Here is a 24279-nt window from a genome sequence, read left to right on the forward strand (position 1 = left end):
ACCATAGCTGACAGACCGATCGGTCAGCCAGCTTGTCGACGGAACATTTGTCTTAGGCTTCAACCTCATGGCAACCACCGAATCCGCGCAGCGCTCGGGCGAACAGGCCCGCACCAAGATCATCGGCATCGCGCTGCAGCACTTCGGGCAGCACGGCTACCGGGGCGGTTCGCTGGCCCGCATCGCCGCCGAGGCGGGCATCTCGCAATCGGGTCTGCTGCACCACTTCGGCACCAAAGCCGCACTGCTGCAAGCGGTTCTCGGCGCCCGCGACATCCAGGATCTGGTGACCACCGGCACCGGCCTCGAAGACTTCGTCGCGATGGACTTCGAGGAGCTGCTCGAATTCCTGGTCCGGGTGGTGCGAAACAACGCCGGTAGCCCGGACCTGGTTCGGCTCGCGCATTTGGTCGCGGCCGAGGCATCGGGTCCCGATCATCCCGCGTACGAGTGGGTCGTGGGCCGGTTGCGGTTTCTGCAGTCGCTGATCGGCGACGCGCTGCGCCGCAGCATCGACGCCGGCACGGTGCGCGCCGATGCCGACATTCGCGGCGTGACCGAGTGGCTCATCGCCATGTCGGAGGGGCTGGAGAATCAGTGGCTGCTCGACCCCGAGGTCGACATGGTCGGATCGTTCGAACGATTTGTGGCCGAGTTGCGCCGATCGGTGTCCGCTGCCAACTGACGTCTGATCAGCGAAAACCTCGTTCTTCGAACGAGATTCGCCCATTTCCTAGCTGACTGACCGATCGAACGGTATGTTCGTGACGCCTGACACAACGCCGGGCCCCGTTGTGAACGGCTCGCCGGTGCCAATGAGGCGCCGGCGCATCGCGAAGCTGAGGAAGCACATGAATATTCGTCGAGCCACCCTCACGGCGGCCATCGCCGCCACGGGTGTCATCGTCAGCGCCACCACCGCGGGGGCCACCCCGGAGACCGCGCCACCGCCCGTCGGCTATCACGCCACGCTCACCGACGGAACGGTGATCACCACCCTCGACAACGGCACCTTCGCTCCGGCCGCGGACCCGGCCACGGTCACCATCCGCAATGCCGCCGGACAGGTGCTGGACTCGCTGCCGCTGTCCTTCGTCGTGGACGGTCAGCGCATGCCGATCGATCAGCAGATCTCCGCGGACGGCCACACCCTGCGACTCACTCCCCGGGCCGAGGCCGTCGATCGCACCGTGTTGCAGCCGGTGGCCTCGCCACTGGAAGACCAGCTGGCCATGAACGACCTCATCAACGCGGTCAGTATCGGCACCTCGATCGGCAGCCTGATCGGCACCGCCATCGGCGCCACCTTCGGTATCGGAGTCGGACTCGCCATGGCCGGGGCCTCGTGTGTCGTGCTCAGCCTCGGTTGCGTTGTCGCGGTGCTGCCGATCGTCACCCTGGTCGGTGGCGTCGGTGGTCTCGCCGGACTGGTTCTGGGCGGCGGGCCGACCACCGCGTATGCGCTCTACCAGTACGTGACGACCCTGCAGTCGGCCCCGGGGCAGAGCAAGTACGCCCCGAATCTCGCCGGTCGCCCCGGGATCCCCGCCGCCCCGGCGAACTAGAGCGGAGAAGTGGCGTAATGAACAGTCCCAGAACAGCTTTCGCCGCGGCAATGTGCGCGTGCGCGGTCACGATCACCGCGGCGGCGGCCGATGCCGAGCCCGCTGATGTCGTGCAATACCGGGCCGCGGTGGTCGCTGATTCGGTCGTCACAACCCTCGACCACGCGACCTTCGCCCTCGAACCCGGCGGTCAAGCGGTGGCGGTGCACGCCACGGACGGCCGGCAGCTGCTCGAACTACCGCTGGCCTTCCTGCTCGACGGGCAGCGCCGAACCATTCAGCACAGCATCACCGGGGACGGTCGCACGCTGATCCTGACTCCCGACAATGGGATTCACTCGGTGGCGTCCCCGATGGAAGACCAACTCGCGGTCAATGATCTGGCCACCAATATGAGTACCGGCCCGATGGTCGGTGGTCTCGTCGGCGCTGTGGTCGGCGCGCTGGTCGGTGTCGTCATCGGGCTCGGTTCCTGCCTGGTGGTCGGCCCGGCCTGTCTGGCGACCGCGCCCGCCGCCATCGGCGCGTTCGCGGGTGGCGGCGGTCTGCTCGGCACGCTGATCATCGGTGGCGCCGCGATGGCGGACGGCCTGTGGAAGTACGTCACGACCTTGCAGGCCGCGCCCGGTGAAAGCGTGTACGCCAACCGGGACGGCATTCTGGATCCCAATGGAACCGGTGTCCCCGACGCGAACCTGCGGCTGCCGAAGGGTGCTCTGGGCTCGGGATCGTCGAATGGTTCGTCGAGCGGTTCGGCGAAGTAATCCGTCGATGACAGGCTGATCGGGCAGCCGGCTCGGCGGCCGGTCGGCCGGATCGTGAGTGACCACCGCTCGCGTTCCGGCCGATTGGCCGAGCCCGGCCTACGCTTGGATAACCTCGATCCCCACCAGCGCGTTCAGTGAATCGCAACTGGCCCAGGACTGGTTCTGCCCGAATTCCACGGGGCCGTATTTCCAATAGGTGAATGGGACGGGCCACGCAATGCAGGTGAGCTTCACTTGATGCCAGGTCGGCAGCTCACAATTGGCCATCCCACCGGTGTTGAAAATGTTGTAAAGGTGACAGTTGGCCTGCCACACCGGTACGTCAGCCTGGGCAACGCCCCCACCAGCGAGCACAGCGGCCGAAGCCGCGATGGCAACGAAGACGCTGGCAGCAAGCCGCTTCGCAGATAGCATTCCGACCTCCCGAATTGGTGTTGTCTGGAAAACATCGCACACGGATCGCAGTCGTTACTTTCGCGGTCGACGCCGCGACAACCATTTTCCCACGCCCTTGAATGGCTTGACCCGGGATCAATTGGTCGAATTCTCTGCCGAAAGAACTCGCGCATTGATAAGGGGCCGGTGATTGATTTGTGGTACCCCGCGACGTTCGGCCCGTCGGCACCCGGGCCGATCGCACGACGCGATCGGGTTCGTGAAATCGAGTATGAATCCGATCACCGTGGTTTCGCCCCGTTCGGCCGTCTCTGGCGCTGTGACGAGGTATTACGCAAGGCCGCAGCCCTTTACGTGTAGAACTCCACCCTCCGAATGTGCTGATACGCGGGGTGTCGGTCTCACATCTCGACGTGGGAATCGGAGATGATGTCGTCTTCTGACAGGTTTCGCGCCGCATGACCTCTGCGGCCGATTGGGATGAATGACGGGAAGGGGGAGGGGCATGGATGGTCGAAATGAGTTCGAGCGGATCGCGATTGCGCTGACCGATCTTTACGAGAGCACGCTCGTGGCGCAGGTACGCGCCAGCGCGGGTCCTGAAGCCGCGGAGCTGGTTTCGGCGGATCTGGCCGGAATCGCCCGGCAGGTCGCGATCCGCCTGGTAGGGCAGGATCCGGTGGCGGCGGCGGACGCCGCCGAGATCGTTCGCGCGGTCTTGCCCCCTGATACCGGTGACGACTTCGAGCGCACACCACTGGGACTCGCGGTCCGGGCTGCGGAAGGCGCTGCGGCGCAGGTCATCTCAGCCTATTGAGTCGAGGTCGCGGACGCGTTCCGCCTCCGCGACCGTCCGACGCCGATTGTGCTGGAGTCCGACACCGACCACCAGAATGAGCAGCAGCACGATGCTGGTGCCCCAGGTCCCGAATCCCAACCCGCCCTTGACATGTGACTTGGACAGCAGATCGCCGACGGTCGCGCCGAGCGGCCGGGTGAGTACGAATGCCATCCAGAACAGCAGCACGCCGGAGATGCGCGTGACGTAGTGCGCCGCGAGAATGACCGCCATGACGGTCGCGATCAAAGCGGCGCTGCCCCAGTACCCGAGCCCGGAACTGTCGGAGAGGTAGTCGCCGACCGATGTGCCCAGCGTGTTGGACAGCAGAATCGCCGACCAGTACAGGATTTCACCGCGCACGCTGGTGATCGCGCAGACATCGTAGGTTTGCCCGCTGAGCTTCCAGATCATGAAAACGATTGCGAGCCCGGCGATCAGCACCGCGGCCCCGCCCCCATAGCCGAGCCCGCCATCGGTGGAGGTCCCATCCCCCGGCCCGCGATTGAGCAGATCGGAGATGGTCGTACCCGCGGTACTCGTGGCCGCGATAACAGTCCAGTACAGTGCGGGCCGGAATCGCCGTGCCCGCAATTGCGCGAGCAGACTGACCGCGAAAACGCCGAGGAACAGCACCGATGCCGCGGCATACCCCAGATGCAAGGTCTGCGCGAGCAGATCACCCCCGGTCTCCCCAAGTGTGGTCGCCGCGATCTTCAGTCCCCAGAAACCAGCGGTCACCTGAGGAAGCTTGTAATCACTCCGGGTTGCCGTAACGGCCATGCGGTGATTCCCTTCTCGGGGTGGATCTCTCGAAGATCATCTACGGCAGCGATAGTGCCGATACCCCGCTGAGAACGCGCTGAGACGCCCGGCGTCCGGGCTGGGGTCCATAGAGAAATGGCCGGTCATTGCGGATTTTCGCGATGACCGGCCATTCTGGTGTCAGTGGCCGGATGAACCGGTGAGGAGGCCGGGGAGGAGGCTGCCGGGGAGGTTGGAGGAGCCGGTGGAGGTTTTGAGGGTCCAGGTGCCGCAGCCGGTGGTGAAGAAGGCTACGTCGGTGGATTGGATTGTGACGGTGGCTGATCCGTTGGTGGCGCCGCCGGTTTGCAGGACGGCGGTGGCGCTGGGGGTGAGGGCCGAGAGGCGGGCCCAGGCGCAGGTCGAGAGGGCGGTGGTGGTGGTGTAGGTGCCCGCCTGGATGTCGGTGCCGATGGTGAAGATGGAGTCGGTGCCCATGCTGGTGCCGGCCGCGCCGGCGGTTCCGGTGGTGCTCAGTACGGCGGTGGCGGCGAGAGCGAACCCGCTGACCCAGAGTGACTTGCGCATATAGGGGTGTCCTCAAGTGTGTGAAACAGTTGCATTTCGGAGGCTAATGGGTGCGCGGACGGGGTGGTCGGATTTGGCCGATCTGCTCGTCATCCGGGTAGCTGCCGGGCTGCTCAATGCGAGAATCGTCTGACATCGCCGGGTAGGAACGCACAGGTCAGCGCGATGGTCAGCGCGAACGCGGCCGCCAGGTAGAAGACGAGGTCGTAGCCGAGCGCCGGGGCCGCGGTGGCGGCGGTGGTGAGGATGGCCAGGCCGATCGAACCGCCTGCCTGGTTGGCGGTGCCCGCCAGGCCGCCGATGATGCCCGCGTCGGCTGCGGGAGCGTCGGCGGTGGTGGTGGCCATGAGGGTGGGGAAGGTCGCGCCGATGCCGACGGCGATCAGCAGGGTGGGGCCGAGGACGGCGGTGAGGTAGCCGCTGGTGCTGTCGGCCTGTGCCAGCCAGGCGAATCCCGCTGTGAGACAGGCGCATCCGATCGCAATCAATAACCCCGCACCGATTCGAGGCAGCAGGGTGGCGGCGACCCGGGCGATCAGCAGGAAGGTCACCGCGGCGGGCGTCTGCCCGAGCCCGGCGTGAAATGCGCTGTAGCCCAGGGTGTTCTGCAGCAGCAGCGAGGTGAAATACCACATCGCGATGGTGATTCCGCCGAAGAGCAGCAGCATCAGGTTGCCGACGGCCACGGTCCGGCTGGTGAGCAATCGAAGTGGCAGCATCGGGTGGGCGCTACGGGCCTCGGTGGCGACGAAGGCGATCAGCAGCAGCACGCCCGCTCCGATGGGCGCGATGACCGGCAGCGCCGTCCAGTTCTGTTCGGCGGTCTGCATGATGCCGTAGATGAGTGCCGCCAATCCCGTTGTCCCGGTGAGTGCTCCGATGAGGTCGAGTGGTTCACGCGCGCCGATGCCCGTCCCGGCCAGCGACAGTACGGCGATGCCGATCAGCACCGCGCCGATCGGCACATTGAGCAGGAAGACCCAGCGCCAGGACAGCCCGGTCGTGATCGCGCCACCCGCCAGCGCACCGGCCATTCCACCCACGCCACCGGAGGCCGACCAGGCGCCGAAGGCCCGCGCCCGTGCCCCCGACTCGGTGAAATGGGAGTTGATCACCGCCAGCGTCGCGGGGGCCAGCATGGCAGCCCCCATACCCTGCGCGACCCGGGCCGCCACCAATAGCTGTGGGGCGGTGGCGAGTCCGCCGATCAGGCTGGCCGCGGAGAACACGAGGAGCCCCGCGATCAGCATGCGACGCTGTCCGAACAGATCGGCGGCCCGCCCGCCCAGCAGCATGAACCCGGCGAAGGTGAGCAGGTATCCGTTGACCACCCAGGCCAGGCTGGTCGCGGTGAACCCGAGGTCCCGTTCGATCGCGGGCAGTGCGACATTCACGATGGACGAGTCCAGAATGATCATGAATTGGCAGGCGCACACCAGCGTCAGGATCAGCCAGGCGGGGCCGGTGTTCGAGGCTTGCCGTATCGCGGTGTCCCCTTCGTATCGGCGGCTCGTAGCGGTCATGACTGGCTCCCTAAGTCCGAACTGGTTATGTGCATAACTATTATTCGCATAACCAAATCGTGTCAAGATGAGCCGCCGGCGCGACCTGCCGCAATCCTGTGATTGAATGTTATGCGCATAATCATCAGCCTGTCAGGGAGCAGCCGTGGACTTCGACCAAGCCGATGCCCTCAACCAGGCCATTCGCATGCTGACCATCCGGCATCGAGCCAGGGCCGCCGAACTTCTCGCCCCACTCGGCCTGCACCCCGGCCAGGAGGCGCTACTGCTCGAACTCGCCCGCACCGGCCCGCGCATCCAAGCGCAGCTCAGTGAGGCACTCGGTTGTGAGCCGCCCAGCGTGACCCTCATGACCCGCAAACTCGAAGCCGCGGGCCACATTCGGCGTATCCCGGCCCCTGCCGACAAACGCGCCAGCATTGTCGAACTCACCGCCAGCGGCACCGCCCTGGCCGAACGGGTCAAACGGCTCTGGTGCGAACTGGCCGACGAGACCGTGGCCGGATTGCCCGCCCGAACCGTCGCGTCCCTACCCGGCCTCCTCACCACCCTGACCGGCAATGTCGACACCAGGGCCCCACGCACCACCCGCCGCGCCGAATAGCCCGCCCGGAGATTTAAGCGAACCACCCCGGTCCACCTTAAGTTTTCGCGCCTATCGTCACGGCACACTCGAGGTGGGGGAGGGTCCGATGGCGGATGTCGATGTGCTCGAGGTAGTGGATGTCGAGGCTCCGGCGGTCGATCCCGAGGAGGCGGAGTCCGGAGAGGAGCAGTGGAATCCGCTGACTCGCATCGGGTTTCGATTCGGCGTCTGTTACTTCGGGCTGTTCGGTCTGACCGGTGTACTCGGGATGACGCCGATACTCTTGGCGGGCTTGGGGATTGACGCCGGTTGGGCCTCGGTGCTCAATGTGCTGAGATTCGCGCGCACACCAATCGAATGGACCGCCACGCACGTGCTGGGCCTGCACGTGACCAGTACCCAGGTGGGCAGCGACAGTGCGTTCCAGTGGACGGCACTGTTCCTGCTCGCAATGACCGCGGCGCTGGCCACGGCGGCCTGGTCGGTGCTGGATCGGCGACGGTTGCGATACACGCGGATATTCGCCTGGGTACACCTGTATCTGCGGTTCGTGCTGGCGATCGGAATGTTCTATTTCGGTATGGCCAAGGCGATTCCGACGCAGATGCCCTTCGTCCTGAATCGACTGGTGGAGCCGTACGGCAATTTCAGTCCGGAGGGTGTGCTGTGGTCGCAGGTCAGCGTCTCGCAACCGTACGAGATCATGCTCGGCGCAGCGGAATTGCTGGCGGGAGTGTTGCTGCTGGTGCCGCGTGCCACCGCTGCGGGTGCACTGTTGTGCGCGGTGGATATGACCCAGGTATTCGTGCTGAATATGACCTACGACATTCGCCTGAAGTCGGTGTCATCGCAGTTCCTGCTGTTGAGCCTGTTCCTGCTCGCACCGCATGCCCGCCGTCTGCTGGCGGTACTGTTCTCCGGCCGCACCGTTCCTGTGTTCCGGCCGGTGCCGCTGTTCGGCTCCGCCCGCGCGAATCGAATAGCCTTGGTGGCCCAGCTGATAGTGGGTGTAATCCTGCTCGGGGTGACCGGCGCGCAGAATTGGCGACAGTGGGAGACTCCCACCCCGGAGCTGTACGGCATCTATCAGGTGGACGGGTTCTCCTCGGAGGGTTATGCCCGTGACCCTCTGCTCACCGACGAATTGCGTTGGCGCAGAGTAGTTGTCGACCGTCCGTTCCATGTCCAGGATCCGGTGGTTCTCACCATCCAGCACATGGACGACTCCTTCGAAATGTACGGCGGCACCATCGATCCCAAACGCCATTTCATCGACTTGCACAACAGCATCGGGCTGGGCACCTACGCCGAGACCCCCGTCCGGGTCCATCTCACCTACTGGTGGCCCGGCCCCGGTCGCCTCGTCATCGATGCCAACGACTATGCCGGGCATCGCATCCACGCCTGGTTCACCAAACTCGACCCGAACTCGTTCCCCTTGGTGGCTCGCGGTTTCAGCTGGGTGCAGGAGCAGCCCTACAACCGTTGAGCGGACGGCTGTGCGAGCGGCGGGCAAATCGTATAGTTGGCTGTCGTGGGGATGATGAAGGGCGCCAATGTTCCGGTGCCGGCGAGCATGGTTCGGATCGAGCTGGGATGGCGAGCGGGTCCGGGGGTGCCGGACGCGGACGCGTCGGCGCTGCTGCTGGTCGGCGGAAAGGTGCGCTCCGAGAGTGATTTCGTGTTCTACAACCAGCCCGCGCACCCCTCCGGTGCGGTTCGGTACGAGGGTAAGCAGCAGGGGCCGAGCGTCCTGGACACGCTGTCGGTGAATCTGGCGCGGGTGGAGCCGCAGATCGAGACGATCGTGCTCGCGGCCTCCACCTCCGGTGGGACGTTCCGCCAGTTCCAGGGGTTGTACGTGCGGGTACTCGATGCCGCCACCGGCGCGGAGGTGGCGCGATTCGACAGCGCCGACGCGGGTTCGGAGACCGCGTTCGTGCTCGGCGAACTGTATCGGCGGCAAGGGGCTTGGAAGTTCCGCGCCGTCGGGCAGGGATACGACTCGGGATTGGCCGGGCTGGCAACCGATTTCGGCATTTCGGTGGATGACGCGCCCGCCCCCACCCAGCAGTACGCACCGCCGCAGCAGCCGTATGCGCCGCCGCAGCAACCGTTTACGCCGCCTCCCGCGCCCCAGCAGTACGCCCCGCCGCCCCCGCAGCAGCAGCAGTTCGCCCCACCACCGCCGCCCCAGCAATACGCCCCGCCGCCGCAGCAGTATGCGCCGCCCCCGGTCAGCCTGACCAAGATCTCGCTGACCAAGGAAGCGCCGACCGTTTCGCTGACCAAATCCGGCGTCACCGGCGGCACCATGCGCTTCAACCTTAATTGGGGTACCAGCCGCGGCACCGGTCTCTTCGGCCGCAAACGCAACGATCTGGACCTCGACCTCTGCTGCTTCTACGAATTGGTCAATGGCGCAATAGGTTCCGTCCGCGCCCTGGATCGCAGATTCGGCGACCTGAACAACCCACCTTTCATCCGGCTCGATCAAGACGACCGCACCGGCTCCAGCGCCACCGGCGAAAACATCGATATCAACCTAGATTTCACCCGATTCTTCCGCCGCATCCTGGTCTTCACCTCGATCTACGAGGGCGCGCGGGACTTTCGCGGCGTGCACGCCACCGCCACGCTGTACCCGCTCAACAGCCCCCCGATCGAAATGACCCTGGACGGCTGCACCAACGACTCCCGAGATGCGGTGCTGGCCGTCATCGAGAACATCAATGGCGAGCTGGTGGTCCGCCGTGAATGCACCTTCATCCGCCCACCCGCCGGTCAACCCGGCGCGGGCATCGCCGAAATCGTCCGACTGTACAACTGGAATTTCGATATCAGAGCGGGCCGCGGCAAGGACTGAACCTCGCGGAATCGCCGGACAGGAAACGGTTTTGAACGGATCGACCCCGAATGCCATCACCCTCGAACCCCTGGACGAGGGTGCGGTCCTGGTGCTGCGGATCAACCGCCCGCACCGCGGCAATTCCTTGGATTCGCAGACCCTCGCCGACCTGCACCGGATACTGGATTCGATCAATGGTGACCCCGCGGTCCGGGCCGTCGTACTCACCGGTTCCGGTCCGCTGTTCTGCGCCGGAGCCGATATCAAAGCCGTGCCGGAGGATTTCACCGATCTCGACGCCACACCCTATGCCGCGCTGCGAGGCCGGGCCGATTCGCCGCTGGCGGCGACAATGGCCGGCCAGGAGTTGATGGCCTCGGCATTCGAGAAGATCCACCGCCTGCGCCAGCCGGTCATCGCCGCGGTCAATGGCGCGGCGGTCGGCGGCGGCTTCGCGCTCGCACTGGCCTGCGATATTCGTTATGCCGCACCGAATGCGAGCTTCGGCGCGGTCTTCATCCGGCACGGCGTCTCGAACTGCGATATGGGCACCAGCTATCACCTCCCGCGACTGGTCGGAGCCTCGCGCGCGGCCGAACTCCTGCTGACCGGACGGGTTTTCGACGCCACCGAAGCCAAGTCGATCGGTTTGGTGCTGGAGGTCGCCGAGGCCGGGGAACTGCTCGAACACGCCGTCGCCAAGGCCCGCGAAATCGCCTGTCACGCACCGCTCGCGGTGTGGATGACCAAGGAAACCCTCTGGCAGAACGTCGATGCCCCCAGCCTGCGGCACGCTCTCGACTTGGAGAACCGCACCCAGGTCATGTGCACCGCCACCGGCGATCTGGCCGGCTCCTTCGCCGCGTTTCGAACCGGCGGCACCTCGTCCTGAAAACCGTTGTAGCCATTCAGGATACGAGCGGCTGCTCCTGTGATTCGGTCAGTCGCACGATACACAGTCCGCCGCGTTCGGCCTTGACATCCGTCACCTCGAGTTGAGTGCCCGGCAGCAGAATGAACTCCTCTTCGTCGGTGAACGCGGAGTAGTCCCGAATGCTGACCGCCCGCGCCGGCCGCACCTCGAAAAGTGTGCGCTTACCGCGACTTCCGAGGAAGGCGCGGGCCACGCTCGGCTCGGAGGTGCAGGAGGACACACCCCACCAGGTCACGGTCCGCCCGAGCGGATATTGGGCACGCAGGTCGAGGGAGACCCCGCGCCACAGCGGTTCGGTGCGGGTGGTGAGGCCCGACACCGCCGTGAAGAGCAGCCGCAGGTAGGGGAGATACGGGACCACCCCGGCCCGGTCGGGCGACCGCAGCACGGCATTGATCGCGCGATAGAACGCGGACTCGCAGGTGTAAAGGTGCAGTGCCGCAATAGCATCGGCGGACAGCGTCCCGCCCTGCCGGTCCACCCGCCGCTTCCCGAACTCGTGTGACAGCACAGCGTGCCGATCGAGGCCGGACAGCACTCCGGCGAGCGGGGCGAGGGCATCGCGGAAGTCCATCAGTGGGGTATCGAAGACACCGGTGATCGCGGGAAGGGTGAGCCCCTCGTCCTTGACCCCGGCGAGCCGTTCGAGATACAGCTGGTGCAGCTCCATGGTGGAGGCGATGAACGCGCCCATGCGTTCGGAGATGTCGTCCGTCTCGCCGATGGCCCTGTCCCACCCGGTGCTCGGCAACCAGTCGATCTCGTCCAGCCCAACGGCCGTCAATGCGGCGTTCACTGTCGCGAAATGGTCTCCGTCGCAGAAGATATCGCCCTGCGCCGCCGGATTGGCATGATCCACGTGCCGGACCTCGACCAGTGGATACTTCTGCTGGAGTTGCAGCACAACCTTTTTCAGGCTGCGTGCGTGAGTTCCCCACCACGCGAATACAACTCCGCGGTCGCCCTCGTCGGCATCCTGTTTGGCGCGCAGGATCTCCTCGATGATCCGTTCGGCGACCGGCCGCCAGAACGCGGTGTGCTGATCGGTGCCCAGCGCCCCGTCGCTACTGGCGGTGAGCGCCGCGTTCAACAGCAGGACGCCCTGGGTGAGCATGGCCTGGAACCACTCCGGCGGCTGCACCGTGTCCCGCTCGCGCAGGAGTGCGCGAATATCGGCGATCGGCGTCTTCTTGGGTATGCCGTACTTCCACATCGCCGCCGCCTTGATGAGGCAGCGAATACTGATGACCCGCCCGAACTGGCTGTCCTTCCAATCGTGAAAGGCATTGTCGAACATGGCGATTCCGGTGGCGCTCTCCGGTCGCGGATACGGGTTCTGGCCGAAGACCACGACCTTCCACTTATGCGGCGGATTGGGTTTGAGCGCCTGGAAGGTGAGTTCGCGAACCGGGACGATCTGCGGCCCGCGCCCCGGCCCGATGAAGGTCTCCGCGCCCGGCTGCGCCTCGATGACGGGTCGCAGGACGGGCAGCCACGGCTCGTCGCCGCCATTGAACAATTCGGCCAGGGCCAGGGGATCGGTCTCGCTCACGGTGGGCACTATATGTCATGAAATATCCTCTGGCAGAGGGCATGTCGGTGGGTCACGGTAGCTTCATGGGCATGAGCACGAACCAGGTACAGACCCCGCTGCGGGTGGTTTTGACCGATATCAATACCCAGGTCGTCGAGTCGTGGCGCGCGGCGTTCGCCGAGCATCCGGAGATCGAGATCCGCCGGGGTTCGATCGTCGACGAGCATGTCGACGCGTGGGTCACCCCGACCAATTCCCGGGGTTCGATGGATGGCGGAGTCGATGCCGTCATCAAGCGGCATCTCGGTGCGGGCATCCAATTGCGCGTGCAGCGGGCGATTCGGGATCGGTTCGACGGCCGCCTCCCGGTCGGCAGCGCGGTCTGTGTGTCGGCCGGCGCGATCAATCCGAAGTTCCTGATCTCGACTCCGACCATGGAGGCCTCGGTCCAGAACGTAAGCGAGACACTGAATGTCGCGCTGGCGTGTGCGGCCGCCTTCCAGGCCATCCATCGGCAGAACAGTGAATCCCCCGGCAGTATCAAGTCCGTGGCCCTGGTCGGTATGGGCGCTCGAACCGGCGGTGTCCCCGCGCGCGTCTGCGCCAACCTGATGTGGACGGGCTACACCCTGTTCAACGACTACACCTTCGACGACTACGACGATCTGCGCGCCACGATCATCGCCCAACTCGACGATATCGAGAACGCCCCCGCCGACAAGCCGGTGCGCATCACCCGATCCGCCCGCCCCGCAACCAAACGCTGATACTGGATTATGTTTGCGCGGTGGGCGATTCATACGAAATCTTGACGGTAGCGGGCGGCGGGACGCTCGAACATCTCACCGTGGGGCTGGGCTGGGATCCCGCCCGGCCCAAATGGTTCGGGCGATCGATGGAGATCGATCTGAATGTGGCGGCACTGATCTTCAGCGCGGACCGGCTGGTCGACGTGGTCTATCACGAGCAATTGAGCTCCGCGGACGGCGCGATCCGGCACGGCGGTGACAGCCTGACGGGCGAGGGTCCGGGTGACGACGAGGTCATCGGCATCGACCTGACCAGGCTCGCACCGCATGTGACGGCGGTGGTGCTGCTGGTGACCTGCTACACCGGTCAAAAACTGGACGAGGTCGAGAATGCGTTCTGCCGCTTGGTGAATGGAGCCTCCGGCACGGAGGTCAAGCGCTATGAACTCAGTGACCTGCCCTATCCGGGACTCGTCGTGGGCGTCCTGTTCCGGGACGCCGACACCTGGGGATTCCGCGAGATCGCCGCGGGCATAGCGGCGCGGCATCCTGTCGAGGCCGCACCGCTGCTCGGCCCCTACCTACAGTGACCGTTCGTCGCTACTCGCCGGGCCCGTGTCGTCTACCGAGGTGGCCCGGTATTCCGGCGAAGTCATACCGTCCCGCGCTTGATCTGATCGAGCACCGCGGTGGTTTGGGCGGCCGCGCCGAGACCATTGGGGTGCAACGGGTAGGCGAGTCCGGGGTTGTTGTGCGGGGAGGTGAAGGAGATGCCCTCGACGTACCGGGTGGCCGCGTTCTGGCACACATCGTGTCCGGTACTCGGGGTGTAGGTATTGACGTATTCGACATGGGACGCGGCGGCCGCCTGGAAGAGCATGCCGATCATCTGGGCGAATTTGTCTCGGAGATAGGCGACGTCGACATCGTTGGCGGGAACGTTCGGGCGGCAGCCCTTGCCGTTGGTGGGTAGCGCGTTCAGGTAGTCGACGAGCAGGATGCGGGCTTTGGGAGCGCGCTGGCGGATTCCGGCGATGACGGACTGCACCAGCGGTCCGGTGGCCATGATCTTCGCGGTTGTCCGATCGGGCTTGCCCGCGGTGGGTTTCGTTGCGCAGGCGGCGGTTTCGGTACCGGAGGCGCTGCTGGGAATGAATTGCAGGCAGTGCATGGCGAGGATTTGTAAGCCGATGTCATTACCGCCGATGCCGAGGGTGACCAGATCGGTTGTCGCCGTGAGCTGGTCGAATTGGGGCCGGTTGACTCCGCCCAGCGGTAGCCGCTGCGGATTGGTCATATCGACGGTGGTCGCGGACGCGCAGCTGGCATCACGGAAGATCGGCACGGCGAGCGCGGCCGCGACCTGATGCGGATAGTTCGTGGGCGACTGGGTGCAGTCCATCGGCACATCGGTGGTGGACGGTGGCAGGGTGGTGAAGACATCGGCGGTCCAGGAGTCGCCGAGTGCGACATACTCCCGGTAGGTCACGGGAGCGGCCTGCGCCGGAACCGCTGTCCAGCAAACACTCAACACGCCCAGCGTAAGCACTGTATTTCGTGCGGTACGAACCATCTTCACGGCGCGCGAACCTCCGGACTCGTAGTAGGCGAATCTTCGGCTGAGTGAGTTTCGCGCCAATGTCAATGTTTTTCCGGGAACCGTGGCGGCGCGCCGCAGGCCCGAATACATTTCGGATACTGTCGGACAGATGGCCAGTAAGTCGGCATCTCCGTCTATAGAACTAACGGTCGGCGACCACACGGTGCGCATATCGAATCCAGATCGCGTGTATTTCCCCGAAACCGGAGCAACAAAGTTCGACCTGGCTCAGTACTATCTGAGCGTCGGCGACGGAATAGTCAACGCACTCCGCAACCGCCCCTGCATGCTGCACCGATTCCCCAAGGGTCTCCCCGGCGGCAAGGTCCACCAGAAGCGCATACCCGCCGGCGCTCCACCCTGGATTCCCACTGTCCAACTGCACTTTCCCCGCTACGGCCGCACCGCCGACGAACTATGCGTCGACAAACTCGCCGACGTGATCTGGGCCGTACAAATGTCAACCGTAGAGTTTCACCCCTGGAACTCCCGCCGCTTCGACACCGAAATGCCCGATGAATGGCGCATAGACCTGGACCCGATGCCGGATTGCCCATGGTCCCGAGTACAGCGGGTGGCAGGCATAGTCCACGAGGTACTGGATGAACTCGGCGCAGTCGGCTGGCCGAAAACCTCCGGCGGCAAGGGATTACACATCTACGTCCGCACCACCCCCCACTACGGATTCCAAGACGTCCGCCGAGCCGCCCTCGCCTTCGCCCGCGAAATAGAACGCCGCGCCCCCGCCGACGTCACCACCGCCTGGTGGCGCAAAGACCGAGACCCCAAAATGCTCTTCGTCGATTACAACCAAAACGCCCGCGACCACACCATCGCAGCCGCATATTCCGTCCGAGGCGTCCCCGAAGCCACAGTCTCCACCCCCGTCCACTGGACCGAAATCCCCACCCTCCACCCCCGCGACTTCACCATGACCACAGTCCCCACCCGCTACGCCGAACTAGGCGACCTACACGCAGGCATAGATCAAGCCGTCTTCGACCTCGAACCTCTCCTCGAGTGGGCCGACCGCGACAAGCTCGAAGTCGTTGACCTTGATGACAACATCTGAGCAGGGGTCCGGGTCAGATTGACCGACTCGAAAACTCAATGATATTGGTACTGAAGAGGATTCGGTCAACGAGGCATCCAGGTTCGATCATCTCAGGCTGAGTGCCGCGATCGCCGTGCTCAATTGGCCGACGAAGCGACCATCACCAGGGCCCGTGGTTGGGCTGTCCTGCGTGCCCTGGGCCTGATCGCGATCGGGCAGAACGGCAGGCGCCGTCTGCCCGGGGGCAAACCGACCTGGGAACCAGCAGGTTACGCCACGCTCGAGCGGGTCCTGGCGGCGAGCTGACCGCGTGGCCCACATGGAGGACGGTGCGGTCGGCATCAGCGTCGCAATAAGCCGTCACAGGACGACGAGGATTGACCTTCAGGCTCGGGCGCTGCCGCGTAACCAGTCGGGCCAGGGGATGGTCCAGTCGCCGTTTTGCCAGATGTCGAGGGGGGCGCCGCCGGTGTTGCGGACTTCTACTACGTCGCCGGGGATGACGTAGTCGAAGAACCAGGTGGCGTCGTCGGGGGAGATGTTGAGGCAGCCGTGGGAGACGTTGGTATTGCCTTGAGCCCAGACGCTTTGGGCGAGGGCGTGGACGAAGATGCCGTCGTGGCTGATGCGGACGGCGTGGTCGATGGTCGAGCGGTAGCCGACGCCCGAGTTGGTGGGGAGGCCGTAGCTGGAGGAGTCCATGACGACCGGGTGCTGGCGGTCCAGGACGGTGTAGGTGCCGGGGCGGGTCCAGAAGGAGAGGAGGCGGCCGCCGACCACCGCGGTGCCGCCCCTGCCCATGGAGGTGGGCATGCTGCGCACCAGGTTTCCGTTCTCGAAGACGTCGATCATCTTGGTGTTGTCGTCGGCGATGGCCACGTGGGCGGGGCCGATGAGCACCGAAACCCGTTGATCGCGAGCACCGTAGCTACCTTCGCCGAGCGCGACCCCGAACAGTTCGGCGGCAACGGTGACCCGGGTGCCCGGCGCGTAGTAGAACTCCGGCCGCCAGTGCAGATTGCGATCGTCGAGCCAATACCAGCCACCCGGCACGGCGGGCTCGGTGACGACCTTCAAAGAGACTTCCGCGGCGGCCCGGTCGACTGGTCCGTCGAAGTGCGCGACCACCACGAAACCCACTCCGTACGTATCGTTTTCGACCAACTCGACCATGGTCGCCGAGCGCAATGAGACATCGACCAGCTGATCGGGTACGGGCGTGGTGCAGATCGTGGTCGCGGTGATATCGCCGGTCTCACCATGCGCGACGGCCTTCGCCGTATAGGTGTGCCCATAGCCGAGCGGTTCACCGCTGGTCCACGTGCGCTGATCGGCCGATGCCGTACCCGGCAGCACCCGCCCGGTCTCGTCGACCCATTCGACCGACCGCAGCGTCCCATCGCTGACCTTCACCACCGCGGGCATCCGCGCCCCCGCCTCATGTACGGCGGGTTCGAATCGAATCGCCGCGGGCTTGGGTGGCGCATCCGGTTCCCGTGCGCAGCCGGCCAATCCGAGCCCCCCGGCGAACCCGATCAGCAGTGCACGACGTCGGATTGCCACGGCGTTCCTCCATTCACCCGGTGGGCCCGGCCCACATTGCCTGCCAGCATGTGCCGAATACGCAAGCATCGACGCGCCGCCGGGCGGAACCTCCACCGATCCGTCGCGCAACCGACACCATTCCTCGATCGGCGCGGACGCCGGCTCCGATGCCGTGAGCAGTGAATTAGGGTGGAGTGGTGGCCGAGGAGATGATTCCGAGGAAGCGGGACGATTCCGGGTTCGAACGAGGGACCGACGGTCCGCTGGTCATCGTGGTCGGCGTGGACGGTTCCGAGCCCTCGTGGCGGGCAGCCGCTTACGCGTCCGGTCTGGCACGGCGACAGCGGGCGCGGCTGGCCATCGTTTATGTACAGCCGTTCATGCCCATGGTGGCCGGGCTCGGTGTGGACTCGCGGTCGATCACCTCGGAGATCGCCGATGACCTGATTCGTGAGATTCGAGCCGCCGCCGAGCGGGTGCGGGACATCTTCACCGTCAAATGGGAGTTCGTGACCCGGCGCGGTGACCCGTATGCCGAATTGGCCAAGGCCGCAGACGAACTAGGCGCCGACGCGGTGGTGGTCGGCGCCTCCCAGCAGGCCGGTCACCGGCTGGTGGGCTCGGTGGCCGTGCGCCTGGTGCGATCCGGGCGCTGGCCGGTGACTGTGGTGCCGTAACGGTCTATTCGTGTAGCGCGCACGCGAGTTCGGCGAGTTGGCCGAGGGTATTGTCCAGCTGCTGGTAGCCGTGCTGCTCCAGCGCCTTGGTCACCTGATTGGTGATGAGCGGTCCGGCGAAGGTGACGCCCGCGGTGATATTCGTACCTGCGTCCGTGGTCTGCAACCAGTAGGTGAGGTCGTAGTGGATGCCGGTCTTTCCCTTGCCGCGCAAGGCGATTCGGCACGGCTTGTCGAGTCGGGTGACCGTCCACTCGACCTCCTCCAGCATGCCGTGCAACAGCACCTCGGACACGACGATGGATCCTTCGATCAGCTGCTCGGGCGGCGTGCCGACGAAATCATGGTGAATGCCGAACCAATGCTCCCAGGTCGTGGGCGAGACAATGGTGTTGAACAGTGACTCGGGCGATCCCGGCACATCCCTGCTGAGAAGTAGCGCTCCCATGGCGGCTCCTTGAAATATGTTGGCGGCGAGTCAAAACGGGTGCGCAACGCAGATTGCCGACTGCCTCCGACGAACTTCCCCCCGAGCCGACGCCGACGATCTTGACACACCGCAAACGAGAGCACAACACGGGGATATGCCCAGGTGAATGACGATATTGCAGATGAAATCGCATTCGGTGTCGATGGCCGGAATCAGTGGTCACGGCCGCCGCGCAGCCTACCCCCGCGGGCCGCGCGTCTGCCGAGTTCAGAGCCGCCGGATGCGAGCGATCCAGGCCGCCAAATCGACGAGTCCGTCGGCCGATACCTCGAGGCCGGCCGCTGCCTCGGCCACCGATGCGGTGACGCGGCCGCGATAGCGGTCGGGCCGCAATTCCTCCAATTCCCAACCCGCGCCGAAGGATTCGCGGATCACGGAGTCGCTGATGCGGGGGCCGAAGCCCGGCTCGGCGTCCGAGAGTGCGAGTACGAAGACCACCCCGCCCGGTTTGCACACCGCGTGGAGGTTGCGGACGTAGGCGGCGCGGGTCTCCGGGTCGGCGCCGAAGACGTGGAAGAGTGCACTGTCGACAATGGTGTCGAAAGCGGGGGAGGAGCCCGGGGGATCTCCGGCGAAGTCTGGGCGCGTGGCGAATTCGAGGGCGTCCGCCACTTGGAAGTCGGCGTTCGGGACCCCCTGCGCTTGCGCATTGGCGCGAGCGTATTCGATGGCGCTGGGGGACAGATCCACTCCGCGCACGTCGTATCCGAGCGTGGTCAGCAGTATGGTGTGCTCACCGGCACCGCAGCCCGGTTCGAGTACTCGCCCGCTGATCGCTCCAGTTCGCTCCAGCGCCACTATCGCCGGTTGCGGTTCACCGATCACCCATGGCGCGGTGTCGTTGTCATAGGCGGCGTTCCAAATTTCGGTTCGGGACATACCTCCACCCTGCAACCTCGACCGCACTCGAGGTCAACCCGCCTCGGGTCAATCCCCGGCAAGCCGGATGCGCGCGCGAATAACGGCCTGTGACATTGCGTTACGGCCTACAGAAACAGGGCCTGCATAACTGTTTCGTCAGAAGTCGAGAACACCAGCAATTTCTGGGTACATCCCCTGCAAGCCGGGCTGGACCCGGGGGCACGATCAGTTAAGAAGTACTATCATGCGTAGAGCAACGGCGCTCTTCGCCGCATTCCTGTTGGCAATCCTCTTCTCCATTTCCTATGTGGCGAGTCCTGCGGCGAAAGCCGATGACTGCCTTGGCGACTGGGCGATTGGCATCGGCGGTCTCGGCGACAACTCCTCGTCGATTTTTGCGCCATTCGTCAATCAGCCCGTCGGCTACAACTCCGCCGACCCGATGTCGGGGTTGAATGAACTCGATCGACTGTTCTGGTCGCATCGCAACCAATGCCCGGGTGACCATATCCGGGTAATCGGGCACAGTGAGGGCGCGGGCATCGTCCACGCCTGGGTCACCGCTCATCAGGGCGTCGACAATGCCAATGCCATTCTGCTGTCCGATCCCAAGCGTGCGCCGGGACCGGGCTGGGGCGGCCTGTCGTCGACTCCGGGCAGTGGCATCGTCGGCTATCCCCTTGCGGGCGTCGATGATTGGTTCGGCGGCTTCCCGGTGTTGACCGTCTGCAACCGCGATGACCAGATCTGCGACACCTCCGCTGGTTGGTGGGGGTACCTCTTCGGCGGCGCGCACAGTCGGTACGACTTCAATGTCTGGGATTACGGTGATTGGGATTCCGGGGTCTGGTACCGGTAATCGATGAGTCATGGGGGTCAGTAGCCGAACGGCACTGGTCCCCATTGGCTGAACCCGTGCCCCCGCGCGGAGCAGGTGGCCGCACCATTGAAGGTGATTTGGCAGGTGACTCCGGCATGGGTGACGGAGAATTGTGGGTCGTGGTTGCTCGCGGCGATCAGGCGCGGCAATACCGGGTTTCCGCCCGGCAGCGTGTGGCTGCCATTGGAGATCCAATCGGGGCGCGCGGGCAGGGCAGCCGAATCGATAATGATGGCAGGCACATTCGGCACCGGAACCTGTAAACCGGCGTACAGCACATTCATCCACGCGGCCGGGACGGCGAGATCGCAGCCCACGGTGCCGCCCGCGTCGATCGCGCAGTTCCAACCGCCCATGGCGAAATACATGGTGCCGTCGACGAGTGCCGGGCCGGGCGGAGCCTCGGCGTGCGCGGGGGTCATTCCCACCACGCACGCAACCATCCCGAGTATTCCTCCGCAAATCCGTGCGGCGGCAAGCTTCACGGCACTGGCCACGGCATCTCCCTATACGTCCAGTTGGTACTCCGGCCATAATCGGCCATAGAGAAAAGCTATCACTTTATGGTGTGGAGACAAGGGATCCGTCGAGGGGGCTTACACGATAATTCGTACCCCCGCGCGGGCTTTCGGCCCGGATTCGCCGCTGGGACAGCGGATTTGATTCGCGCGGCTAAAGATACTGTGCGGTTTGAGGATTCGCCGGTAGGGTGGCTCGTTCCACGTCCGGGATGTGCGGTGTTCGGCGGGGCAGTGTCGTTCACCGTGTGGAGTTCATTCGATGCCAGAGTCGGCCCCCGCCGCACCCGTGCCCGCCGTCGCGCGATTCGCGGTCGCGGGATCGCGCGTTCCGATGTACAGTCCCGACTTCGCCGCGGACCCGCATCGGGCCTATCGGGAGATGCGGGAGACATTCGGTGTACTGGCCCCCGTGGAGCTCGCGCCGGGCGTGCCCGCCACGCTCGTGCTCGAATACCGCACGGCGGTACGGATTCTCAATGATCCGGACCGCTTCCCGGCCGATCCGCGTGCCTGGCAGGAGGGTGTGCCCGCCGACTGCCCGGCACTGCCGATGATGCAGTGGCGGCCCAACGCACTGCGCAATGCGGGCAGTGCGCACGCGCGCTATCGGCAGGCCAATGCCGCCGGGCTGAACGGAGTCGATCGATTCGGATTACAGGGCACCGTGGAGCGCACAGCGGTGACGCTCATCAACTCATTCTGTGCGACCGGTGCCGCGGATCTGGTGCGCGACTACGCATTTCCGCTGGCGTTCAATGTGCTCAACCATATGCTCGGCTGTCCCGCCGATATCGCCGCACAAGCCGCACCGGGCTTTCGCGCCATCTTCGAGGGTGTCGGCGCGGAGCACGGCAATAAACTGCTCATCGAGGCGCTGTCCCGCCTGGCCGACCACAAAAGGTCTGCCCCGGGGGACGATGTCACCACCCGCCTCCTCCGGCACCCCGCCGAACTGACCGAGAACGAGATGGTGCATCAACTCGCCACCCTCTACGGCGCGGGTATCGAGCCGCAGCAGAATCTGATCGTCAATACCCTGCTGCTCATCCTGGCCGACGACCGCTTCGGCGGCAGCGTCCTGGGTGGTAGCCTCGCGACCCGCGACGCGCTCGACGAAGTCCTGTTCGACGATCCGCCGATGGCCAATTTCTGTATCAGTTACCCGCGCCAGCCCGTCCTGGTCGAGGACACCTGGCTGCCGGCTCATCAGCCGGTCGTGATCAGCATGGCCGCGTGCAATACCGATCCGGCGATCCGCGCGGGCCAATTCTCCGGCAATCGCTCCCACCTCGCTTGGGGTGCGGGTCCGCACAGCTGCCCGGCCAGCCCCCTGGCCTACCTCATCGCGCAGGAAGCCATAGACCAACTGCTGGACGCCCTCCCCGAAATCGAGCTCGCTGTCCCGGCCGGTGAATTGTCCTGGCGGCCGGGGCCTTTCCATCGCGCCCTGACCGCTCTCCCGGTGGCCTTCACTGCTTCGCCACCGCTGCCCGTGCCGGCGTAGTCATGCCCGGGGTTGTGCGGGCACCTGTGCCAGTAGTTCGTCGACGGACCACTGGTCGTCGGCGTGGGTGCCGTGCTTGGCGGCGAGGACTCGGCCGTCTGGGGCGATGAGGAAGTCGGCGGGTAGACCGAGTCGGCCACCCTCGGGTAGGGCCGCCGGGAGGGGTTTGCCGTGGCGTCGGCCGGCCAGCGCGGTGGCGACACCGCGGATGATGGTGGGCCAGGCGCGGGGATTCAGCAGGGCGCGCGGGGTGGATTCGACACCGAACTCGCGATAGAGCGTGCGGGTGGGGTCGGCAATCAAGTCGAGCGGGAAGTCCTCGGTGTACTTGCGTAATTCCGCTGCGCTGGAATGGAATACCACCACCTCGCGAATGCCGGCGGCGGTGATCTCGGGCTGCCGCGCGACGATCGAGCGCAGATGCAGGTTGCAGACCGGGCATCCGGCGAACCGGCGAAATTGCAGGTGTATCAGGCTGTTCGGATCGGGGACCGGCACCTGCGCGCCGGCGATGGTGGTGAGGGTGCGGGATGGAATGGCGGATGGCAACGGCATCGGAGCTCCTCTGCGTAGACGTACTGGACACGCTTGCATCCAGTATGCGCATCACCACCGCCGATTCCGCCCCACGTGGTCAGTCCGCGCCCCAATGCTGTTGCATCAGAACGCCTTTATCCTCGAGCCAGACCACCGGGTCGACGCGGACGCCGTCGGTGCCCCAGATCTCCAGATGCAGGTGCGGGCCGGTCGAATCGCCGCGGTTGCCCACGGTGGCGATGACCTGGCCGACGTCGACCCGCTGGCCTTTGAATACGTACATATCGTTGACATGGCCGTAGACGGCAATGGTGCCGTCGTCCTGCTGGACCCGGACCCATTGGCCGAAGCCCTGCGCGGGGCCCGCGTCCAGCACGGTGCCGCTTCGGACCGAGTGGATGGGCGTGCCGATGGGGTCCGAGATGTCGACCCCGTAATGGAATGAGCCCCAGCGGTTTCCGAATCCGGAGCTGATCTGGCCGCCCAGCACCGGGAGTACCGTGCGTTCGATGGTGAGCGGCGGTGCGGCGGGGACGGCCGGAATCGTGGGCAGGGCCGGGATCGCGGGCACCGGAATCGTTGGCACCGGGATCGACTGGAGCGCCGGAAGCCATTGCTGCTGTAGGTCTTTGATGGTCTGTTCGGCCTGGGCGAGCGGGGCCGCGATTTCCGGTGCGAGCCCGACCAGCCCGAAGGGTGAACTCACCAGTGCCGCGGGTGCGACTTGCGCTGGGGCGGAGACCGGTTCGGCGATATCGACCGGATCCTCATCCGCGGGTGTGAGCGGTGTGGCCTCGGCAATGGCGGGGCTCAGATGTGCGCCGGTGGTCAGCAGCGCACCCGCCGCCATGGCGACGCCCGCGACCGCTTTGAAGCGACCGGTGACATAGGACTCCGCGCGATGGCTACTGGGACAACGGGTCTCGGCCACCTCGAGCAGGTCGGCGACGGAGAGGGAACCGGGAGCAACTCGATGATTCGGCAAGGCTCATCCTCGGGTCGAGAATTGAATGCACGACGTGTCAAAAACTGTACAGACCTGTGATCATCGGCAGTGCCGATTCCGGACCGGAATTCCCGCATACCGGAATTCATTGCCCGACAACGCTCCCCGCCGTCTACTGGACGTATGGGGAAGACAATCGTCGGCGTGGTTTTCGGCATCTGGATACTCGCGTCACTGGCGGACGGCGGTAGCGGCGCCGATGTGCTGTGCATTCTCGCCATCGCGGGCGGCGTCTACTGGATGTGGAACCGGGCCAACGCGGACAGGCCCAACCCCTGGAATGCCGGTTCCGGTGGGGGCGGTTACGGCGGAGGTGGCGGGAGCGGCCCCACCACAGGTTCCGGTGGCAGCTCCAGCGGCTGCAGCGGGAGCTCCAGCGGCTGCGGCGGCGGCTCGGACGGGGGAGGCGGTGGCGGTGGTGGTTGCGGAGGAGGCAGCGGTGGTTGCGGGGGAGGCGGCGGTTGCGGTGGTGGTGGGTGTGGCGGCGGCAATTGATAATCGGGCCGCCATTGCACCGATGAATCCGCCGACG

The 24279-nt window shown here is 65.3% G+C and carries 27 protein-coding genes; 15 read left to right on the forward strand and 12 right to left on the reverse strand.

The features are described from left to right. The first annotated feature begins 67 nt into the window (after window positions 1–67). From GFY24_RS30560 to GFY24_RS30570, 3 genes are all read left to right on the forward strand, one after another. The gene (locus tag GFY24_RS30560; protein ID WP_153808580.1) at window positions 68–685 is read left to right on the forward strand and encodes a TetR/AcrR family transcriptional regulator; all 618 of its coding nucleotides are present in this window, start codon (window positions 68–70) and stop codon (window positions 683–685) included. 166 nt (window positions 686–851) lie between these two features. Further along, window positions 852–1565, forward strand: coding sequence for a hypothetical protein (locus GFY24_RS30565; protein ID WP_153808581.1), 714 nt, complete (start codon window positions 852–854; stop codon window positions 1563–1565). 17 nt (window positions 1566–1582) lie between these two features. After that, a complete protein-coding gene (locus GFY24_RS30570) occupies window positions 1583–2329 on the forward strand; it encodes a hypothetical protein (protein WP_153808582.1) in 747 nt (248 codons plus the stop codon). Window positions 2330–2428: 99 nt separating this feature from the next. Here GFY24_RS30570 and GFY24_RS30575 read toward each other — a convergent pair whose 3' ends face one another. Further along, window positions 2429–2746, reverse strand: coding sequence for a hypothetical protein (locus GFY24_RS30575; RefSeq protein WP_153808583.1), 318 nt, complete (start codon window positions 2744–2746; stop codon window positions 2429–2431). Window positions 2747–3233: 487 nt separating this feature from the next. Here GFY24_RS30575 and GFY24_RS30580 point away from each other — a divergent pair, with 487 nt between their 5' ends. Continuing rightward, window positions 3234–3545 carry a hypothetical protein gene (locus GFY24_RS30580; RefSeq protein ID WP_153808584.1) on the forward strand — a complete coding sequence of 104 codons (312 nt, stop codon included), beginning with the start codon at window positions 3234–3236 and terminating at the stop codon, window positions 3543–3545. On the opposite strand, the gene GFY24_RS43470 is transcribed toward GFY24_RS30580, so the two are convergent. The 3 genes from GFY24_RS43470 to GFY24_RS30595 all read right to left on the reverse strand — a co-directional run bounded on the left by GFY24_RS43470 (window position 3534) and on the right by GFY24_RS30595 (window position 6421). Beyond that, window positions 3534–4349 (reverse strand): hypothetical protein, encoded by an 816-nt coding sequence (locus GFY24_RS43470; protein WP_153808585.1) that lies wholly within the window; start codon window positions 4347–4349, stop codon window positions 3534–3536. The genes GFY24_RS30580 and GFY24_RS43470 overlap by 12 nt on opposite strands. Window positions 4350–4511: 162 nt before the next feature. Further along, window positions 4512–4898, reverse strand: coding sequence for a hypothetical protein (locus GFY24_RS43125; RefSeq protein WP_153808586.1), 387 nt, complete (start codon window positions 4896–4898; stop codon window positions 4512–4514). A gap of 113 nt (window positions 4899–5011) precedes the next feature. Beyond that, window positions 5012–6421, reverse strand: coding sequence for an MFS transporter (locus GFY24_RS30595; RefSeq protein ID WP_153808587.1), 1410 nt, complete (start codon window positions 6419–6421; stop codon window positions 5012–5014). A gap of 145 nt (window positions 6422–6566) precedes the next feature. Here GFY24_RS30595 and GFY24_RS30600 point away from each other — a divergent pair, with 145 nt between their 5' ends. The 4 genes from GFY24_RS30600 to GFY24_RS30615 all read left to right on the forward strand — a co-directional run bounded on the left by GFY24_RS30600 (window position 6567) and on the right by GFY24_RS30615 (window position 10747). Beyond that, the gene (locus GFY24_RS30600; RefSeq protein ID WP_309231527.1) at window positions 6567–7025 is read left to right on the forward strand and encodes a MarR family winged helix-turn-helix transcriptional regulator; all 459 of its coding nucleotides are present in this window, start codon (window positions 6567–6569) and stop codon (window positions 7023–7025) included. An 88-nt stretch (window positions 7026–7113) separates the two neighbouring features. Beyond that, window positions 7114–8496 carry a DoxX family protein gene (locus tag GFY24_RS30605; RefSeq protein WP_228566791.1) on the forward strand — a complete coding sequence of 461 codons (1383 nt, stop codon included), beginning with the start codon at window positions 7114–7116 and terminating at the stop codon, window positions 8494–8496. Between the two features lie 51 nt (window positions 8497–8547). Further along, window positions 8548–9873, forward strand: a complete 1326-nt coding sequence (locus GFY24_RS30610) for a TerD family protein (RefSeq protein WP_153808620.1) — start codon at window positions 8548–8550, stop codon at window positions 9871–9873. Window positions 9874–9904: 31 nt separating this feature from the next. Continuing rightward, complete coding sequence (locus tag GFY24_RS30615) at window positions 9905–10747, forward strand: enoyl-CoA hydratase/isomerase family protein (protein WP_153808588.1); 843 nt, start codon at window positions 9905–9907, stop codon at window positions 10745–10747. Between the two features lie 16 nt (window positions 10748–10763). Here the strand turns inward: GFY24_RS30615 and GFY24_RS43475 are convergent, their stop codons facing one another. Further along, the gene (locus GFY24_RS43475; RefSeq protein WP_309231528.1) at window positions 10764–12341 is read right to left on the reverse strand and encodes an ADP-ribosyltransferase domain-containing protein; all 1578 of its coding nucleotides are present in this window, start codon (window positions 12339–12341) and stop codon (window positions 10764–10766) included. Between the two features lie 71 nt (window positions 12342–12412). Here GFY24_RS43475 and GFY24_RS30625 point away from each other — a divergent pair, with 71 nt between their 5' ends. Beyond that, window positions 12413–13090, forward strand: a complete 678-nt coding sequence (locus GFY24_RS30625; RefSeq protein WP_153808589.1) for a macro domain-containing protein — start codon at window positions 12413–12415, stop codon at window positions 13088–13090. 20 nt (window positions 13091–13110) lie between these two features. After that, on the forward strand, window positions 13111–13662 hold the full coding sequence (locus tag GFY24_RS30630; protein WP_309231529.1) for a TerD family protein: 552 nt from the start codon (window positions 13111–13113) through the stop codon (window positions 13660–13662). Between the two features lie 62 nt (window positions 13663–13724). Here the strand turns inward: GFY24_RS30630 and GFY24_RS30635 are convergent, their stop codons facing one another. Next, window positions 13725–14603 (reverse strand): SGNH/GDSL hydrolase family protein, encoded by an 879-nt coding sequence (locus GFY24_RS30635; RefSeq protein ID WP_194853081.1) that lies wholly within the window; start codon window positions 14601–14603, stop codon window positions 13725–13727. Between the two features lie 178 nt (window positions 14604–14781). Here GFY24_RS30635 and ligD point away from each other — a divergent pair, with 178 nt between their 5' ends. Beyond that, complete coding sequence (gene ligD, locus GFY24_RS30640; RefSeq protein ID WP_153808591.1) at window positions 14782–15744, forward strand: non-homologous end-joining DNA ligase; 963 nt, start codon at window positions 14782–14784, stop codon at window positions 15742–15744. A 366-nt stretch (window positions 15745–16110) separates the two neighbouring features. Here the strand turns inward: ligD and GFY24_RS30645 are convergent, their stop codons facing one another. Next, window positions 16111–17358: an Ig-like domain-containing protein gene (locus GFY24_RS30645; RefSeq protein ID WP_153808623.1), complete on the reverse strand. Its 1248-nt coding sequence runs from the start codon at window positions 17356–17358 to the stop codon at window positions 16111–16113. A gap of 110 nt (window positions 17359–17468) precedes the next feature. On the opposite strand from GFY24_RS30645, the gene GFY24_RS30650 reads away from it, so the two are divergent. Continuing rightward, entirely contained in the window at window positions 17469–17948 is a 480-nt protein-coding gene (locus tag GFY24_RS30650; protein WP_309231531.1) for a universal stress protein, read from the forward strand. 4 nt (window positions 17949–17952) lie between these two features. Here the strand turns inward: GFY24_RS30650 and GFY24_RS30655 are convergent, their stop codons facing one another. Both GFY24_RS30655 and GFY24_RS30660 read right to left on the reverse strand, forming a co-directional pair. After that, window positions 17953–18396 carry an SRPBCC family protein gene (locus tag GFY24_RS30655; RefSeq protein WP_153808592.1) on the reverse strand — a complete coding sequence of 148 codons (444 nt, stop codon included), beginning with the start codon at window positions 18394–18396 and terminating at the stop codon, window positions 17953–17955. A 249-nt stretch (window positions 18397–18645) separates the two neighbouring features. After that, window positions 18646–19317 (reverse strand): methyltransferase domain-containing protein, encoded by a 672-nt coding sequence (locus GFY24_RS30660; protein WP_153808593.1) that lies wholly within the window; start codon window positions 19315–19317, stop codon window positions 18646–18648. Between the two features lie 226 nt (window positions 19318–19543). Between GFY24_RS30660 and GFY24_RS30665 the strand changes: the two genes are divergently transcribed. Next, window positions 19544–20158 carry a cutinase family protein gene (locus GFY24_RS30665; protein ID WP_153808594.1) on the forward strand — a complete coding sequence of 205 codons (615 nt, stop codon included), beginning with the start codon at window positions 19544–19546 and terminating at the stop codon, window positions 20156–20158. Window positions 20159–20175: 17 nt separating this feature from the next. Here the strand turns inward: GFY24_RS30665 and GFY24_RS30670 are convergent, their stop codons facing one another. After that, on the reverse strand, window positions 20176–20610 hold the full coding sequence (locus GFY24_RS30670; protein WP_153808595.1) for a hypothetical protein: 435 nt from the start codon (window positions 20608–20610) through the stop codon (window positions 20176–20178). Between the two features lie 349 nt (window positions 20611–20959). Between GFY24_RS30670 and GFY24_RS30675 the strand changes: the two genes are divergently transcribed. Then, a complete protein-coding gene (locus GFY24_RS30675; protein WP_153808596.1) occupies window positions 20960–22204 on the forward strand; it encodes a cytochrome P450 in 1245 nt (414 codons plus the stop codon). On the opposite strand, the gene GFY24_RS30680 is transcribed toward GFY24_RS30675, so the two are convergent. Further along, a complete protein-coding gene (locus tag GFY24_RS30680) occupies window positions 22205–22759 on the reverse strand; it encodes a peroxiredoxin-like family protein (RefSeq protein WP_153808597.1) in 555 nt (184 codons plus the stop codon). Between the two features lie 79 nt (window positions 22760–22838). Further along, complete coding sequence (locus GFY24_RS30685) at window positions 22839–23726, reverse strand: M23 family metallopeptidase (RefSeq protein WP_228566792.1); 888 nt, start codon at window positions 23724–23726, stop codon at window positions 22839–22841. 144 nt (window positions 23727–23870) lie between these two features. Here GFY24_RS30685 and GFY24_RS30690 point away from each other — a divergent pair, with 144 nt between their 5' ends. After that, complete coding sequence (locus GFY24_RS30690) at window positions 23871–24242, forward strand: hypothetical protein (protein ID WP_153808598.1); 372 nt, start codon at window positions 23871–23873, stop codon at window positions 24240–24242. Window positions 24243–24279: the final 37 nt, after the last annotated feature.

This window comes from Nocardia sp. SYP-A9097 (assembly GCF_009649815.1).
Taxonomy (GTDB): domain Bacteria; phylum Actinomycetota; class Actinomycetes; order Mycobacteriales; family Mycobacteriaceae; genus Nocardia.